At 49.0% G+C, this 13,849-nt stretch carries 16 protein-coding genes; 4 read left to right on the top strand and 12 right to left on the bottom strand.

Annotated features, from left to right (window positions below):
- Positions 1 to 165: 165 nt before the first annotated feature.
- The 12 genes from JXQ28_07825 to JXQ28_07770 all read right to left on the bottom strand — a co-directional run bounded on the left by JXQ28_07825 (position 166) and on the right by JXQ28_07770 (position 9,846).
- Positions 166 to 564, bottom strand: coding sequence for a polymer-forming cytoskeletal protein (locus JXQ28_07825; protein MBN2277638.1), 399 nt, complete (start codon positions 562 to 564; stop codon positions 166 to 168).
- 10 nt (positions 565 to 574) lie between these two features.
- Complete coding sequence (locus JXQ28_07820) at positions 575 to 1,363, bottom strand: M23 family metallopeptidase (GenBank protein ID MBN2277637.1); 789 nt, start codon at positions 1,361 to 1,363, stop codon at positions 575 to 577.
- A gap of 14 nt (positions 1,364 to 1,377) precedes the next feature.
- A complete protein-coding gene (locus tag JXQ28_07815; GenBank protein ID MBN2277636.1) occupies positions 1,378 to 2,232 on the bottom strand; it encodes a ParB/RepB/Spo0J family partition protein in 855 nt (284 codons plus the stop codon).
- Positions 2,229 to 2,987 carry a ParA family protein gene (locus tag JXQ28_07810; protein MBN2277635.1) on the bottom strand — a complete coding sequence of 253 codons (759 nt, stop codon included), beginning with the start codon at positions 2,985 to 2,987 and terminating at the stop codon, positions 2,229 to 2,231. The genes JXQ28_07815 and JXQ28_07810 overlap by 4 nt, the downstream gene beginning before the upstream one ends.
- A gap of 79 nt (positions 2,988 to 3,066) precedes the next feature.
- Positions 3,067 to 3,705: a class I SAM-dependent methyltransferase gene (locus JXQ28_07805; protein MBN2277634.1), complete on the bottom strand. Its 639-nt coding sequence runs from the start codon at positions 3,703 to 3,705 to the stop codon at positions 3,067 to 3,069.
- On the bottom strand, positions 3,702 to 5,588 hold the full coding sequence (mnmG, locus tag JXQ28_07800) for a tRNA uridine-5-carboxymethylaminomethyl(34) synthesis enzyme MnmG (GenBank protein MBN2277633.1): 1,887 nt from the start codon (positions 5,586 to 5,588) through the stop codon (positions 3,702 to 3,704). The genes JXQ28_07805 and mnmG overlap by 4 nt, the downstream gene beginning before the upstream one ends.
- Positions 5,589 to 5,600: 12 nt before the next feature.
- The gene (gene mnmE / locus JXQ28_07795; protein MBN2277632.1) at positions 5,601 to 6,971 is read right to left on the bottom strand and encodes a tRNA uridine-5-carboxymethylaminomethyl(34) synthesis GTPase MnmE; all 1,371 of its coding nucleotides are present in this window, start codon (positions 6,969 to 6,971) and stop codon (positions 5,601 to 5,603) included.
- A 24-nt stretch (positions 6,972 to 6,995) separates the two neighbouring features.
- Positions 6,996 to 8,729, bottom strand: a complete 1,734-nt coding sequence (yidC, locus tag JXQ28_07790; GenBank protein MBN2277631.1) for a membrane protein insertase YidC — start codon at positions 8,727 to 8,729, stop codon at positions 6,996 to 6,998.
- 17 nt (positions 8,730 to 8,746) lie between these two features.
- Positions 8,747 to 8,995, bottom strand: a complete 249-nt coding sequence (gene yidD / locus JXQ28_07785; protein ID MBN2277630.1) for a membrane protein insertion efficiency factor YidD — start codon at positions 8,993 to 8,995, stop codon at positions 8,747 to 8,749.
- Positions 8,988 to 9,329 (bottom strand): ribonuclease P protein component, encoded by a 342-nt coding sequence (locus JXQ28_07780; protein MBN2277629.1) that lies wholly within the window; start codon positions 9,327 to 9,329, stop codon positions 8,988 to 8,990. Before JXQ28_07780 ends, yidD begins: the two co-directional genes overlap by 8 nt.
- 1 nt (position 9,330) lies before the next feature.
- Positions 9,331 to 9,483 (bottom strand): 50S ribosomal protein L34, encoded by a 153-nt coding sequence (gene rpmH / locus JXQ28_07775; GenBank protein ID MBN2277628.1) that lies wholly within the window; start codon positions 9,481 to 9,483, stop codon positions 9,331 to 9,333.
- Between the two features lie 198 nt (positions 9,484 to 9,681).
- Complete coding sequence (locus JXQ28_07770; GenBank protein MBN2277627.1) at positions 9,682 to 9,846, bottom strand: hypothetical protein; 165 nt, start codon at positions 9,844 to 9,846, stop codon at positions 9,682 to 9,684.
- A gap of 555 nt (positions 9,847 to 10,401) precedes the next feature.
- Between JXQ28_07770 and JXQ28_07765 the strand changes: the two genes are divergently transcribed.
- From JXQ28_07765 to JXQ28_07750, 4 genes are all read left to right on the top strand, one after another.
- Positions 10,402 to 10,704, top strand: a complete 303-nt coding sequence (locus JXQ28_07765) for an amino acid permease (protein MBN2277626.1) — start codon at positions 10,402 to 10,404, stop codon at positions 10,702 to 10,704.
- A gap of 87 nt (positions 10,705 to 10,791) precedes the next feature.
- Positions 10,792 to 11,466: a universal stress protein gene (locus tag JXQ28_07760; protein ID MBN2277625.1), complete on the top strand. Its 675-nt coding sequence runs from the start codon at positions 10,792 to 10,794 to the stop codon at positions 11,464 to 11,466.
- Positions 11,357 to 11,962, top strand: coding sequence for a hypothetical protein (locus JXQ28_07755; protein ID MBN2277624.1), 606 nt, complete (start codon positions 11,357 to 11,359; stop codon positions 11,960 to 11,962). The genes JXQ28_07760 and JXQ28_07755 overlap by 110 nt, the downstream gene beginning before the upstream one ends.
- A 167-nt stretch (positions 11,963 to 12,129) precedes the next feature.
- Positions 12,130 to 13,773 carry a C69 family dipeptidase gene (locus JXQ28_07750; protein ID MBN2277623.1) on the top strand — a complete coding sequence of 548 codons (1,644 nt, stop codon included), beginning with the start codon at positions 12,130 to 12,132 and terminating at the stop codon, positions 13,771 to 13,773.
- Positions 13,774 to 13,849 lie beyond the last annotated feature (76 nt).

The raw sequence follows: 13,849 nt of genomic DNA, 5'->3' as shown, positions 1-13,849 counted from the left end.
GGGAACCTTAATAATTATCATAAGTCCAAAAGAGAGGATGAGTTGTGGAAAAGCCACCAAATTAGGGCTTTAAAAAAATGATGCAAGCCTCACTCTTTCAATAGGATTGTTGGCTATCCACAAAATCGCGGAGTTGTCCACATATTGAAGCCTGTCCGTCCAGACTTACTTCTTAATTTCCTCTTTGGGCTTATCTTTGACAATAAGAGAGTCTTTTTTCTCCTCGGGAGGAATAAAGCCGAGATTAGATCTCCCTTCCTTCATCTGGCAACCGCCGCAAAATATCGCACCCTGTTCCACCACCAGCGATTTGGTCTTGATATCGCCTTCAATATCTGATTTAGCCTGAAGTTCGACTTTTTCATTGGCGACTACATTGCCGACCAGTTTTCCGGCTACTACAGCGATCTGGGCCTCAATATCGGCCTCGACCAGCCCGCCGGAACCAACGGTCACGGTGTCGGAACATACGATTTTGCCTTTAACGGTCCCATCGACACGCACTGATCCCTTGATGTCGAGGGTTCCGGTAAAAACGGCGTCCTTACCGATGATTGTGTTCATTACTCCACCTTCATTTTTGCTCATGGGATTCTTCATCATAGCTGATATATTTTAAAGGGTTTACCGGTTGATTATTTTCCCTTATTTCATAGTGCAGGTGCGGTGCCGTCGATTTACCGGTATTGCCCGAGAGAGCAATCCGTCCTCCGACCAAAACCTCGCTGCCTTCTTCGACCAAAATTTCACTATTGTGACCGTACAGGGTCGAGATACCGTCATCATGCTCGATAATGACTATCAGGCCATACACGGAATCCTCGCCTGCGAAGGTCACCGTTCCCGATGCGGTCGCCAGAACCGGGGTGCCGATCGTGGCGGCGATATCGATGCCGGGGTGGTATCCCGCCGAATCATCGCGAAATCCCCTGGTCATATAGCCCTGAAGAGGCAGACCGTCCGGACGACCATCGCCGGCGGCCACCGATCGGGTCATTATGGCCGGGGGAGTTTTCTCGAAGCTTGCAAAGAGGACCGAATCCGACGGCAGTTCCGGAAGTTCGATATCGACTCCGGCCAGTTGTGATATCCGGCCGACGATTTCGCGGGTATCATTCATTTTTTCTTCGAGTAACCCCACCTTGTACTTGTATCTTTTCAAATCCTCGTTTTCTTTTTCTAATCTATCGGCCAAAGCGGCGCGAGCTATAATCTTTCCATAAAATGAAAAGAACAAAATAACCGCGATGACAAAGAGAATCGCCAGCACTACCAGCGTTTTAAACAGCCAGGCGCGCATTTTAATCCCGAACGGACTCTCGACACCGTCGGGGACAATCATCAGACTGAAATATTTGGCCATTAGTCAAACTCGATTCAATTAATCTTCCTGAACAGCTCCAGAAGACGGTCCAGATCTTCCTCGCCGTAGAACTCTATTTCAATTTTACCGCGTTTCAGGCGTGTGGTTATTTTTACCGCCGTTCCGAGAAGCTGTTTCAAATAATTTTCAGCCTCGACTAAGGCCGGCACTTTTCTTTTGGGCACCAGTTTCCGCCGTTTACCCTTACGGGCGGTATCCTCGGCGGAACGAACCGACATATTTTCCGAAACGATCCGCTCGGCCAGACGCACCTGCGACAGCTCGCCATCAACAGCCAGAATGGCACGAGCGTGGCCCTCGCTCAGTTTACCCTCACGGATCATATGCTTGATCTTGTCCGGCAATCCCAGCAGACGAAGCATATTGGCAACAGCGGCGCGGCTTTTGCCGACTACCACGGCCAGCTGGTTCTGGGTCAGGCCGGCTTCATCCATCAGATGCCGGAAGGCTTCGGCGGTTTCGAGAGGATTTAAATCCTCGCGCTGAAGATTTTCCACTAACGCCATCTGGAGCATCTCGGACTCGTCTTTTTCCTCGATCACGATCGCGGGAATTCTGTCCAGACCGGCGATATGAGCTGCCCGGTAACGGCGTTCGCCGGCGATCAGGATATAACCCTGGTCGGCGCTTTTCACCAGGATGGGTTGCAGGACTCCCTGGCTTTTAAACGATTCGGCCAGTTCTCCCAGACTGCTATCATCAAAGTCCTGTCGGGGCTGCATCGGATTGGGCGAGATCACGGTCAGCGGCAGGTTGATATATTTCGCGCCGCCGGGACTTTTCTCCTCTTCCCGCTGGCTCGGAATAAGGGCTTCCAGCCCGCGCCCCAGGACAATTTTGCCACTCATCGGCTTAATACCTCCTTGGTCAAAGCCATGTAATTTTCTGCACCGCTGGAAAGAATATCGTACAGGATAATCGGCTTCCCGAAGCTCGGTGCTTCCGAAAGACGAACATTGCGGTTTATTATTGTATCATACACCCGGTTGTTGAAAAATTTGCGGGCCTCATCGGCCACCTGCCTCGAAAGATTGAGCCGCCGATCGTACATGGTCAGCAGGACGCCCTCTATTTCGAGCGCCGGGTTAAGACTGCTCTGTACCAACTTGATGGTATGGAGCAACTGACCCAAACCCTCCAGAGCATAATACTCGCACTGGATGGGGATCATGACCGAATGGGCCGCGGTCAGGGCATTGAGCGTCAGCAGGCCGAGCGACGGCGGGCAGTCGATAATAATATAGTCATATTTATCCACTATTGGAGCAATGACCCCGGCCAGGATTTTTTCACGGGAAATCATGCCGACCATCTCGACCTCGGCGCCGACCAGGGCGATCGACGACGGGGCGACGTTTAATGAGGACAAATCCGTCGATAATATGACATCGGCAAGATTTTTACGGCGGATCAGAGTATCATAGATCCCGGCTTCGATCCGGGTCTTTTCGAGCCCGACTCCCGAGGTGGCATTGGCCTGCGGGTCAATATCTATCAAAAGCGTCTTTTTTTCGGCCACTGCCAGGCAGGAGGACAGATTGATGGCGGTGGTGGTTTTGCCCACCCCTCCTTTTTGATTGGCCACAGCGATAATTTTCGCCACTTATACCTCTGTATTCTTAATTCTACTCAGTTTTACGACAAGAGATTACGATGTTAAAACACCTTTTGCAAGGAAAAAATCAAGCCTCGGCCGAAAAGATAGTGAAGGTGCGAAGTTGTTTATTATCATCCAGATAATATCGGTGGGAGCCAGCCCTAAAACCGGGCGGGATTTTGATCGCGGCCGAATCAAAATCGGCATAGTAGATAAAATTCCCGGATGGTTTGAGGAGACTAATCGCCCGGCCGAGTATTTTCAAATCCAGGCGAACCAGCTTCATCGTTCCCAGGGGAAAGGAACCGGGATCCATTTGACCGGCCGCTTCAATAAAATCCTTCTCTATCACCCGGGCTTTAAGGTCAAAATGCTTGATTGCATCGCGGAGAAAGGTCGCCTTTTTTCCTGTTCTTTCGATTAAGACAGCCTCAAGATGGGGGTGGGTCAGAAGCAGAATAAGGCCGGGCAATCCCCCGCCGGAGCCAATATCAAAGAACCTGCCTTCGGGCCTGCCGAGGATATCAAATGGAATCAGACAGTCGGCCGCCAGACGAACCAGATTGACCGGGGTTGTTTCACGTGAAACAATATTGACATACTTGTTAAAATCAAGGACGGTCCGGATATATTCCGGAATGATTTCGTCAAGCCTATATCTGGAAATAATTTCCCGCGAATGATAAAACGGAATACCGGCGTTGTCTTCGGAAAGATGTATCATTGGTTGGTCGCTGATGGTCTGGACTGGGTTATCCGGAATTTCCTGACATGAATCGAAAGAGCCGCAATATCTCCGGTTGTAACACCTTCGATCCGGCCGGCCTGGCCCAGTGATCGGGGTCTTATTTTCTCAAATTTTTCTTTTGCCTCATTGCGCAAACCGTTCAATTGCCGATAAACCAGAGCATCGGGAATCAGTTCGTTTTCCAGACGGCGGAATTTCTCGACCTCGCGCTCCTGCTTTTTGATATAACCGGCATATTTGATACTGACAGCCGCCCGCTCTTTTACTTGTTCCGATATCAATTCATTTCCGCCGCTGTCTAACGGTTCTATCTCACTATAGGTTACTCCAGGGACTTTCAGCAGATCGGCCAGAGAGATAGTTTCCCGCCGGACAAAATGGTGCGATAACCCATCCAGTTTTGAAACAGCCACAGTGGTTCGTTTGAGACGTCGAATCTCCCGATCGGTGATTTCCCTGAGCCTGATAAAGTCCTCATAATCAGACTCAGGAATCAGTCCCAGCTGATGCGCATTAGGAAACAGACGATCCCGGGCATTATCCTCACGGAGCCTCAAGCGGTATTCGGCGCGAGAAGTGAACATGCGGTAAGGTTCTGTAGTTGAATGAGTTATTATATCATCAATCATTACGCCAAGGTAGGCATCAGCCCTGTCGATTATAAATGGCGGATGGTTATCAATCTTCAGGACAGCGTTAATGGCCGCCATCAAACCCAGCCCCCCGGCTTCTTCATAGCCCGAAGTCCCGTTGATCTGGCCGGCCATAAAAAGATTCTCCAGTTGTTTCGATTCCAGGGTCGGTTTGAGTTGATAGGCGGGACAATAATCATACTCAATGGCATACCCCGGCCTGGTGATAGTGGCTTCTTCCAGACCCGCAATGGTTCGGATGGCCTCGTGCTGAACTTCCTCGGGAAGAGAAGTCGAGAAACCATTGGGGTAGATTTCATCGGTTCCATTGCCCTCCGGTTCCAGGAAAATCTGATGTCTCGGTTTTTCGCTGAAGCGATAGATTTTGTCCTCAATTGACGGGCAATAGCGCGGTCCAACCGAATGTATTTGCCCGGAAAACATCGGCGAGCGAAGCATGTTTCTGGAGATTATTTCGCGAGTGCGGTCATTGGTATAGGTTAGATAACAGGGCACCTGATTAATGTGATAAGGATGAGTTTTGTATGAGAAAAACGGGATCGGTTCCATCCCCGGCTGAATCTCGCAACGAGTAAAATCGATACTCCTGCCATTGAGCCGCGGCGGGGTTCCGGTTTTCAGGCGGCCGACTTCAAATCCATGAGCTTTAAGCGATTCGGTCAATCCGTAGGCGGCCGGTTCACCCACCCGACCGGCTTTAATTTGCTTTTCACCAATATGTATCAATCCGCCCAGAAAAGTCCCGGTGCAGAGGATTACCGCTCCGGAGAAATATTTCCGGCCCGATTCGGTTTCGATTCCGATAACACGATCGCCCTTGGAAACAAGAGCCGAAGCAATATCCTCGATTATGGTCACATTGGGATCGGCTTTGACAAAATCCGAAACATATTGAGTATATTTGATCCGATCCGCCTGGGCCCGGGTAGCCCAGACCGCTGGACCTCGGGAGAGGTTAAGTTTACGAAACTGGATTCCGGTGGCATCAATGGCCTGCCCCATAAGGCCGCCCAGGGAGTCGATTTCGGCCACAATCTGCGATTTGCCCAACCCGCCAATAGCCGGGTTGCAGGACATCAGGGCTAATTTGTTCTTATCCATGGTAATCAGCCCGACCGTTTTGCCCATTCGCGACCCGGCCAGGGCCGCTTCAACCCCGGCATGTCCGCCGCCAACCACAATAATGTCAAAATCAAAATGCTTCACGTGAAACAACGCCTATTTCCCGATACAAAACCTCGAAAAAATTTGCTCCAGAATTTCCTCATTATATATCCTGCCGGTTATCTCGTCAATTTCATTTATACCCGATCGTAATTCTGATACGATCAATTCCGGCGGGATAATATTTTTAAAACCTTTTTCGGCCTTTTTAAGAAATTTCAGACAATTATCCAGTTTTTTCCTATGCCTTTCCGAGGTTACCACCAGGCGATCGGTTAAATCCGGCATATCGATATTAATACCGTTCAAAAGAGTTTTTTTCAGATGACTCAATCCTGTTTTATTCCGACATGAAATCGCCACCGCTCCTTCAATATCATTAATAAAACCCTGTCGTTTATCTATCTTGTTGATAGCTATTAATATATCTTTTGAGAATGGGATTTCATCAAGATCTCCGGCGAGTTCCTCGCGCCATCTCCTACGAGCTATATCTACAATCCAGATAACCAGATCGGCGTCCTTTAATATCCTTCTGGCCGTTTCCTGGCCGGCTTTTTCGATCAGACCGGCCCGCCCGCGCAGTCCAGCCGTGTCAGTTATGGCAACAGCGACTCCACCCAAATCAATCCACTCGGTCAGGTAATCCCGGGTGGTTCCTGGAGTGGGAGCAATAATGGCTCGGTTTTGATTTAGCAGAAGATTAAAAAGCGATGATTTTCCGGCATTGGGTCGACCCGCTATGGCTATATGGTAACCCTCTCTGATTATTTTTCCAGATCGATATGATTCTGAGAGGCTTTTAATTTCATTAATAATTTCCTTCAAGGCCTGTATCTGTCTATCCCGATCGGTTGTTTCGAAATCCTCTTCGGGGAAGTCGAGAGCCGCTTCCATTTCGGAAAGGAGAGCAATAATTCTGGTTCGGAGATTGTTGAGACGCTCGGAATAAAAACCCAGCAGGTTGTGTCGAGCGGCGCTATAGGCAAATTCGGTTTTGGAAGCAATTAGATCGGCCACAGCCTCGGCCCGGGTCAGATCAATCCGACCGGCCAGAAAAGCACGACGGGTGAATTCGCCCGGTTCGGCCGGGCGAACGTCATGATCAAAGATAACCGCCAGGATTCGTTTCAGAACATATTGCCCGCCATGACAGAAGATTTCCGCCTGATCCTGACCGGTGTAGGAGCGTCCGGCTGGCATGAACACCGTTGTCACTTCGTCAACAACATCGCTTGATTTGTTTATTATATGACCATGGTACATACGGAACGGTTCCGGTGCAAAGCGGTTATCGTGAGCAGGTCGGAATATCTTATCGATTATTTTCTGAGAACCGGGGCCGGCGATACGAATCGCCCCGATCCCGCCCTCGCCGGGCGGGGTAATTATGGCCGCGATAGTTTCGCGGCCGAAATCAACAATGGTCTTTTTTTTTTCATGGTCAGGCTATTTTACCGCCGGGACGGCTTTTTCAGCCGACCGGCTTTTTTTGAAAAGCACCTGCTCCAGGAAAGAAAACAGGGAAAAACAGGTCCAGTACAGGACCAGACCGGCCGAGGCCTTGTAGAAAAAGAATCCCATCATGAGGGGCATTACATAAATCAAAGCCTTATTCTTGGGATCAGTCATGGTCATCTTCTGCTGGACAAACATCAGCCCCGCCATCAAAATTACCAGGATAATATAGGGATCGGTGAAGGAGAGAGCTCCCCGGGAAAGATCATTCCACCACAATATAAAGGGAGCTTGGCGAAGCAGAATGGTCGAGCGGAAGACCGCAAAAAGCGCGAAAAAGAGAGGCATCTGCGGCAGATAGGGCAAACACCCGGAAAGAGGATTTATACCCATCTCCTTGTACAGCTTCATCATCTCCCGGTTTAAAGCCTGAGGATTATTTTTGTGCTTTTGTTTCAATTCCTCCATTTTCGGCTGTAAATCTTTCATGGCCGCCATCGAGCGAACAGTTTTCTTGGTCAACGGCCAGGTGATAAGCTTTATAATCAAGGAGAAAATAATAATGACAAACCCGTAATTGGGAATGACGGCATACATCCTTGGCAACAGCCATATGATCGGAATGGCGAATATTTTTATTATCCATCCAACAAAGGGGGTGGTGCCGATATCGATCACATCAACCACATCACTGTTGACCTCTTTTAAAAGCTCATAGTCCATCGGGCCAACATAGACGGTGAAACTGTCGACCATGGCCGAATCACGCGGCGGCTCCATAACCAATCCGATGGCCAGTTTTCGGGCATTGACTTTCTGATTATCCGCAAAATGCTCGAATTTAATCCCGGAGGCTTTGGCGCCGGCCGCAGACCGTGAACGGGGAAGTAAAATAACCGAGAAATATTTGGACCGTGATGCGATCCAACTGGTTACCCCATCATCCATCCGGCTGAACATATTGTCTTTATAATCATCGAGTTTGACCCGCTCGTTTCCCTCCATTGCCATAGCCCACATGGAGTTATAATCATCCTGTAGATACAATTCGGTGGGTCCCAGTTTATTATTCCATTCCAGGGAGTATTTGCGATTGAGATTTAAATTCTCCGGGTTTTTCACTTCGACTATCAGATCGAAATCATACCGATCGGCATAAAAGCGGTATCTTTTAACAACCGAGGTCCCCGAATTATCGTTATATGTATATGTTACGTCGACACTTCCGCTTGTTATCAAACGTTTGCGGTCGGGCCTTGAGGGGGTATATACAAATTTATTGGCGTTGATCTGACCGCCATTAAATTTAATTTCCGGCGAGGCCATTTTGTTGTCCGGCAACATCTCAATCCGCGATGAATCCCAGGCATATTGATAATCTTTGAGCTTGATGGATATCGGTGCCCCGCCATGATTGGACATGACCACCTGAAAGACATTGGTTTCGATAAAGATTGTATCCTCTGGCACTTGGGTGGCAGTGTCAATAGATGCCTGCCGGATTTGAGGAGTCGTTTCGGTTTCAGTCGCCATGGTTTCGGATAATTGCTGATCAAGCTCCGGTTCCGGAGTATCATGGATCGGTTCGACCTGTTCGGTTGGCTGGCTGGTTGTCGGGGGCGGCGCCTGCCGTTTTTCCATCAGACCCAGTCCCTGCATGATTGGGAACCAGAAAATCACCAAGGCCCCCAGGAGAATAATCACAATTATCGTTCTTTTGTCCAAAACATTACTCCATTTATTTACTGTTTGGTTCTTTCCGGAACCGGGTCATAGCCGCCTTCGTGCCAGGGATGGCAGCGGAAAATCCTTTTTATGCCCATAATTGATCCGCGAATCGGGCCATACTGCCTGAGAGCTTCCTCGGCATAATGGGAGCAGGTGGGATAAAAACGGCACTGATTGCCGATTATCGGCGCCAGGGTAAGCCGGTAAATTTTAATAAGAATAATCAGCGGATAACTGAATATGGGAATTTTAAGATTATTCATTGGGCATAATCGCGCTGTACAGCTTTGCCAATTCGCCGGAGAGTTCCGGGTGATCGGCATTCTCCGCCATGCTTTTGAATCTGACTATAAAACCGCCGTTAACTTTCCTTTGTTTTTGCAGATCCCGGAAATCCTCACGCAACCAGCGTTTAATTCGATTCCGCTGAACAGCCTTACCGGCCCGGCCCGGAATAAGGAAAGCCACCAGGTAATCATCGCCGGCCTCCTGCAATCCGATCTGATAATGAAGAGTCAATCGGTCGGATGAGACTCGCCGGGAATTCTCCAGCAGGTCCCGAATCAGCTTCCTGCCTTTCAGGCTGTGGCGGGGCAACCTATTTTTTCTTTTTGACCGAAACGGTCAGTCTTTTTCTGCCTTTGGCCCGCCTTCTGGCCAGAACCAGTTTGCCCCCGCGGGTCGAATTTCTTTTTCTGAAGCCGTGGTCGTTCAGTTTTTTTCTGTTGGACGGCTGAAATGTTCTTTTCATATTTCCATTACCTTCTCAATCAAATATAGAAAAGTCAATATACCCAAAATCCGTCTTTCGTCAAGCGAAATTGGTGATCTTCGGCGGCTATCCGGTCCGCCATCAACATTACGTCTCCCGAACGGATTTGATATTGTTTTTGACTTTCCCTCCGGCTCTTTTGGCCAAAAAATCCCGCTCGCTTCAATTATCGCGCATTTAACATGACCGGATACAGACCCGGATGAAGATCAGATTTCCGATCGCATCGGCGAATATTCCGCGGGTTAGAATCTTCAGTTTATTATCATCGATCTTATCCGAATCGGCCGGAGAAAAAATCTCCAGACTTCGCTGTTTGGATTCGATACAGATTTCGATCATATATTCCATCAGGTCGTCATCGTCAAACGAGCAGGTCTTAATCTCTTTGATGTGATCTTTATTGTTAATATCAAAAGTTACCAATTCGGATGCGTGGGTCGATTGTCCGTATTAGTGCTGGTGATCCAGACCCGGAATGTGTTTGGCAATGGCTACCGGTGAACAGGCCTCTTTCTACATGGTTTCTATTTTCGAATGTACGGTTCCCCTTACTATCTTCCCCCCGACGGTTTCCCCGATGATGGCTGTCTTGATCCGGGAGAATCATCACCGAGGTCACAGTGCATCGGGACATGGGCATCGACCAAAATGATGACAGTAGAAGGAAAAGGTATTTGAGATGTTCCATATTATAGCCGTCATTATAATTTCTAAGTATGGTAAGGTCATTTATGATTTTGGCCAGGTGATCGACTTTGCGGGCGGCTCCATCGCCGCCCTTGATGCGATAAAATATGTCTTACCTGTCTTGTCAAGGCTGAAAACCCGGCAACGGTATATATGGGAAAAGCCTCTACAAGGAAATTTGATACGGAGGTCCGCCTCAGCCGGGAAATGACCCTTATAGACGCCGCTTTGATTGGCATGGGGGCCATGATCGGAGCCGGAATTTTCGTCTTGATCGGCATTGCCGCCGGCGTTGCCGGCCCCGCATTATTGATAACCTTTATCCTTAATGGTCTGGTGGCGCTATTGACAGCCATGTCATATGCTGAACTTGGTTCATGTTATCATGATGCCGGTGGCGGCTATTTATGGGTTAAAGAGGGTCTGCCATGGTGGAACGGATTTATATCCGGATGGATGAGCTGGTTCGCGCACGCCGTTGCATGCAGTCTTTACGCGCTTGGTTTCTGAGCCTATTTTAAATTCGTTTTCAACGAACTTGGGATAACTCTGCCTCAGTGGGGTTTTCTGGGTCATCAGAAACTGCTGGCCGACGGGGTGTGGCTTCTGACATACAAAACCTATTCCTCGAAAAGAGAAGTGGAGCATATCCGCAAGATCAAGGCGCTGGATCGGATAGAACGCAAGGATTACAGCATTCTGGTCGGTCTTTCCAACCCCGACACCGTTGAAAGCCTGACGCATCTGGCCATTGCCATCGCCAAGAAACACCATGCGACCATAATTTCCCTGCATGTCATTGAAGTCCGGGAAGATCAAAAATTGATGGCGGGGCTTGATGAAGCGGCGCGGGTACGACCGATGTTTGATAAAGCCGAAACTCTGGCTGAGGAGTATGATATTCCGGCCCGCTCTGTTATTGAAGTATCGCATCGAATTTCGCTGGGTATTGTCGAAACGGCCATCGAAGAAAACTGCAATTTCATCCTGATCGGCCGCCAGAAGCAACCCAATTTCATGGATCGCTTATTTTCATCATTGATCGATACGGTTCTTCAAAAATCGCCCAGTGAAGTAGCCGTCCCTCATGGTGATTTTGAGCACCGCCGAATTAATAGTATCCTTATACCTTATACCTTTTGGGGGGGATATTCACACCCGTTTGGCGACCGAGATTGCTCCGGCATTAGCCGAGTATTTTCATGCCCGCCTCAAAATAGCCCTGGTCCTTGGGCCGGATATTGCGGAAAACAAAAAAACCGAACGGATTGACCAGGTCAAACAGATAATTGCGGAAAACAGCCCTTCGGCGGAGCTGAAGATCATTCTCGAAAAAGATATCTATCGGGCCATTATGGCACAGGCCATCGGGGTTGATCTGGTCTTAATGGGTGGTAGGACGGGTGATTTAATCGAATTGCTTCTGGGTAAATCACTTTCGCAGGCCATAACAGAAAATGTTAAAGGCCCGGTTATCTGGGTTAAGGAATATGAGGACAGCGGGTCTTTCTGGGCATCACGGTCCATGCTTCGGGCTTTGCGACGGGAGAATGTTCCTCGCCCGACCCTGGTAGCCAGATTCTCGAAAGCCATGCTGCTTTTCTTATTTTCGACCATGTCCCTGATTGAATTGAACATTGCCAGGGAGATTGTCCTGATCGGATTTGCCACTATTATTATTACACTGGGTGTTTTGACGGTGGTGATCACCGTAATAGGCGGCAAAGAATTCGTTCGGAAAATCCAGGAGTCACTTGACGAAGATTGACCCGGATCCGGGGGACTGTGCTTTTTTATCGGTTTTGAAGAGAAACCCGAGCATTGACCACGGTTACAGTTTTGTTTATATCCATCCAGATGTATATTGATTCTTGCGCTTATATAACCTTATAAATTACATTTATAGATAATTTTCAACTCTGGGAGGATAATATTATGAAAAAATTTTTGTATTTGACGGCAGCTCTGGTTTTCGGGCTTGGCGGTCCGGGTTCAAAGGATATCGATGCCTGCACCAATCTTTTAGTCACCAAGGGGGCCTCAACCGATAAATCGGTGATGATTACATACACCTGTGATGGTGAATTCCATCCCCACCTGGAATATACCGCGGCCGCCGATTACCCGGCGGGTGATTCGCTGGCTATCGAAGACTGGCATGGTAATACCCGCGGATATATCCGGCAGGTTGAACATACTTACGCCGTGGTCGGTATGATGAACGAGCACCAGCTGGCTATCAGTGAAACCACTTTCGACGGCCGCGAGGAACTGCGCAATGATGACGGCCTGCTGCATTACTGGGATTTAATAGGGTTGGCTCTACAACGGGCGCGGACCGCCCGGGAAGCTATCCGGGTGATGACCGATCTGGTTTCCGAATACGGTTATTGCGCCACCGGTGAATCATTCTCAATTGCCGACACCGAGGAAGCCTGGATTATGGAGATGATCGGAACCGGTTCGGGCGGCCGGGGGGCTATCTGGGTGGCGCTTCGGATTCCCGATGGCTACATCTCGGCCCATGCCAACAAGGCCAGGATCGGGCGATTTCCGATGGATGATCCGAAAAACTGCCTGTATTCCGATAATGTCGTATCTTTTGCCGTGGAGCATGGATACTACCAGCCGAAGTTTGGACGGCCGTTTTTATTCAACGAAGCTTACTGTCCGTCAACGCCGAAAAATCAACGTTATGGTTCGGCGCGGGTCTGGAGTATTTTCCGCCGCGCGGCCCCATCGCTAAATCTTTCCCCTGATTATACCCGTGCGGTTGAAGGTGCCGAACCATATCCCCTCTGGATTAAACCGGATAAGAAGCTTTCACTGGCCGATGTTTTCGCGCTGATGCGCGATCATTATGAAGGGACTCCTTTCGATATGACGGTCGGTGTCGATGCCGGTCCGTTCGGTTCGCCATATCGCTGGCGGCCGATGTATTTCACGGTTGATTCGGTCGAATACGCCTGGGAGCGGCCGATCTCCACCCAGCAGACCGGATTCACATTTGTTTCGCAGTCGCGGGGCTGGCTTCCCGATCCGATTGGCGGGGTATACTGGTATGGTGTCGATGATACCTGGTTCACATGTTATATTCCCCTTTATTGCGGAATTATCGATATTCCCAAATCGTTTACAATTGGCTCTCTCCAGGAATTTTCATGGGAATCAGCCTGGTGGGTATTCAATTTCGTTTCCAATTTCTGTAATCTGAAATACTCATACATGATTAAGGATATCCAGGCCATTCAGGGCGAGCTTGAAAGGCAGTTTATATCATTGCAACCGACCGTCGAAAAAACCGCCCTGGAGCTTTATAAAACGGATTTGCCATTGATGACTCAATACCTGACCGATTACTCGGTAATCAATGGCGAGATGGTGGTGGAGAAGTGGCGCGAGTTGGGTGAATTTTTGATTATGAAGTATAATGATGGTTATGTCAAGGATTCGACCGGCAGTCCGGAGGGGGTCGGCTATCCCGAAAGCTGGCTTCGCGATGTTATTAAACTTCGCCCGGAACAATTCAGACTGCCGGTCGCCAATGAAGCTGTCCCGGAAACAAAGCTGGTGGATTAAAGGGCGAGCCGCCTGGCTATTGAATATCTTTGGAAATAAAATATGATATCTGAAGCGTCTGATATAAATAAAATAA

Source organism: Candidatus Zixiibacteriota bacterium (genome assembly GCA_016933955.1).
GTDB lineage: Bacteria > Zixibacteria > MSB-5A5 > GN15 > PGXB01 > JAFGTT01.
Note: the sequence above shows the minus strand (reverse complement) of the source record. Positions and strands in the feature narration are given on the sequence as shown.

Excerpts from the sequence above, each read along its gene's own strand:
- JXQ28_07825 (MBN2277638.1), bottom strand. The coding sequence starts at position 564 with ATGAACACAATCATCGGTAAGGACGCCGTTTTTACCGGAACCCTCGAC.
- JXQ28_07820 (MBN2277637.1), bottom strand. The coding sequence starts at position 1,363 with ATGGCCAAATATTTCAGTCTGATGATTGTCCCCGACGGTGTCGAGAGT.
- JXQ28_07815 (MBN2277636.1), bottom strand. The coding sequence starts at position 2,232 with ATGAGTGGCAAAATTGTCCTGGGGCGCGGGCTGGAAGCCCTTATTCCG.
- JXQ28_07805 (MBN2277634.1), bottom strand. The coding sequence starts at position 3,705 with ATGATACATCTTTCCGAAGACAACGCCGGTATTCCGTTTTATCATTCG.
- yidD (MBN2277630.1), bottom strand. The coding sequence starts at position 8,995 with ATGAATAATCTTAAAATTCCCATATTCAGTTATCCGCTGATTATTCTT.
- rpmH (MBN2277628.1), bottom strand. The coding sequence starts at position 9,483 with ATGAAAAGAACATTTCAGCCGTCCAACAGAAAAAAACTGAACGACCAC.
- JXQ28_07770 (MBN2277627.1), bottom strand. The coding sequence starts at position 9,846 with ATGATCGAAATCTGTATCGAATCCAAACAGCGAAGTCTGGAGATTTTT.
- JXQ28_07765 (MBN2277626.1), top strand. The coding sequence starts at position 10,402 with ATGACCCTTATAGACGCCGCTTTGATTGGCATGGGGGCCATGATCGGA.
- JXQ28_07750 (MBN2277623.1), top strand. The coding sequence starts at position 12,130 with ATGAAAAAATTTTTGTATTTGACGGCAGCTCTGGTTTTCGGGCTTGGC.